The sequence below is a fragment of the Gilliamella sp. CG35 genome, assembly GCF_046635745.1.
GTDB classification, from domain to species: domain Bacteria; phylum Pseudomonadota; class Gammaproteobacteria; order Enterobacterales; family Orbaceae; genus Gilliamella; species Gilliamella apicola_I.
On record NZ_JBIDFH010000043.1, the window covers coordinates 1 to 1,457 of the forward strand.

Consider the following 1,457-nt stretch of genomic DNA (forward strand, 5'->3'; position numbering starts at 1 on the left):
TTTAGATTACCTTTTTCTTTTAGTTTATCCTGTATCTCTTTATTATTCTCTATCCATAATGTTTTAGTTTCACTTTTCGATGTTTGAATCTCTATTTGTAACCAGTTGATATTCTGTTCTTTACTTAATATTTTTATTTCCGAGTCTTTAAGACGCTCACCGACTTCCGTATCCGATTCTGATGCTGACGCCAGTAATTTTGCACCTTTTGATATGCCAACCAATGTTTTATCTTCATCGGGTATTTTACCTGACTCTGTCTGCGTTTGGGTGATGAACGTCGGCAAATCGTCACAAGTAAAGCATTCAACATGTAAACTTGGTTTATATTGACTTGCTGTTAAACCTGTTTTTAGCGGTAAAGTCGCTATATCGATATAATTACCGTCTTTATCTTTTTGTTTGCTGATGCCTTTATTTTGATTATGGCCAATATGCCCCACTAAATCACCGGCTTTGATTGGATGCGGTTTATCTAATACCACTACCTGATTATATTCTTTTCCTCGGGTGATGTTTTCAAGATTATCGCTCCATACGAGTTTTTTTCCTTCTGATAAAGGAATGGTCGGTTGCCCGTCACGGACTATCTGAGCTAATTCAACAAACGTTTTTGATTTTTTCTTACCACTTATTTTTATTTGGGTTCCCTTGGGTAACATAGTCAGTATGTTTTTTTTACTTTCATCCCTGACTCTCAGTCCTTTTGATTTAGCAAAAGTTTTATCATTACCTTTTATATCAAATTCAGATTCCGTGAGCTGCTTTTTAGTGTCATTAAAAACCCAACCGATAATCTGCTTTCCTTCATGCTCATAAGGCGTTAATACCGGAATTGAACAATAGCCTTCCTTTAATGAGGTCACCGCATACCATTTATAATCTTCGGTATGTAACTCAAGATTCAATTCCACTTTGGTGCCCGCTTGTAAAACTGCAAGAATCTCACCTTTTTTTGAGTCAGGCTTCTTTCGAATATTTAATCCTTCAACAAAATCTAAACCTTTTTCAGTAACCCGATAAATATCTTGCTCCCAAAATGCCGGCGCAGGCTCTTTGGGGTTATCCTCATAGTACTTTGTATCCGCCAAATGCATATATAAACTATAAAAATACAGCTTATGACCGGGCTGTTTAGGTTTAGCCGTTTCAGTAGCAGGCGGTGTACTTGCTGTTGATGCGTCACCGGTTGTCGTTGGCGTATTGGTATTAGTATTCGTGCCCGTTGGTGATGTCGTTACCGGTGTTGTCGTGGCTGGCGATGTATTTGACGACGGTAATGCATTCGCTGCCGGTGCCGTTGAATTTTCAGTTGAGCTATTTGTAGCTGCCTCAGGGGATGACTGACTTTCTGCCGTTGGTGGTGTTGGGGTTGTTGGGGTTGGTGTCGCTGGCGGGGTCGCTTCTTCAATTCGTTCCATTTCAAGCAGATGACGAACTAAAACAAAACCCGTTGA

The 1,457-nt window shown here is 39.6% G+C and carries 1 pseudogene; it reads right to left on the reverse strand.

From position 1 onward, the window contains the following. A pseudogene (locus tag ACGH4F_RS09590) lies at window positions 1-1,457 on the reverse strand (hypothetical protein); the annotation flags it as partial.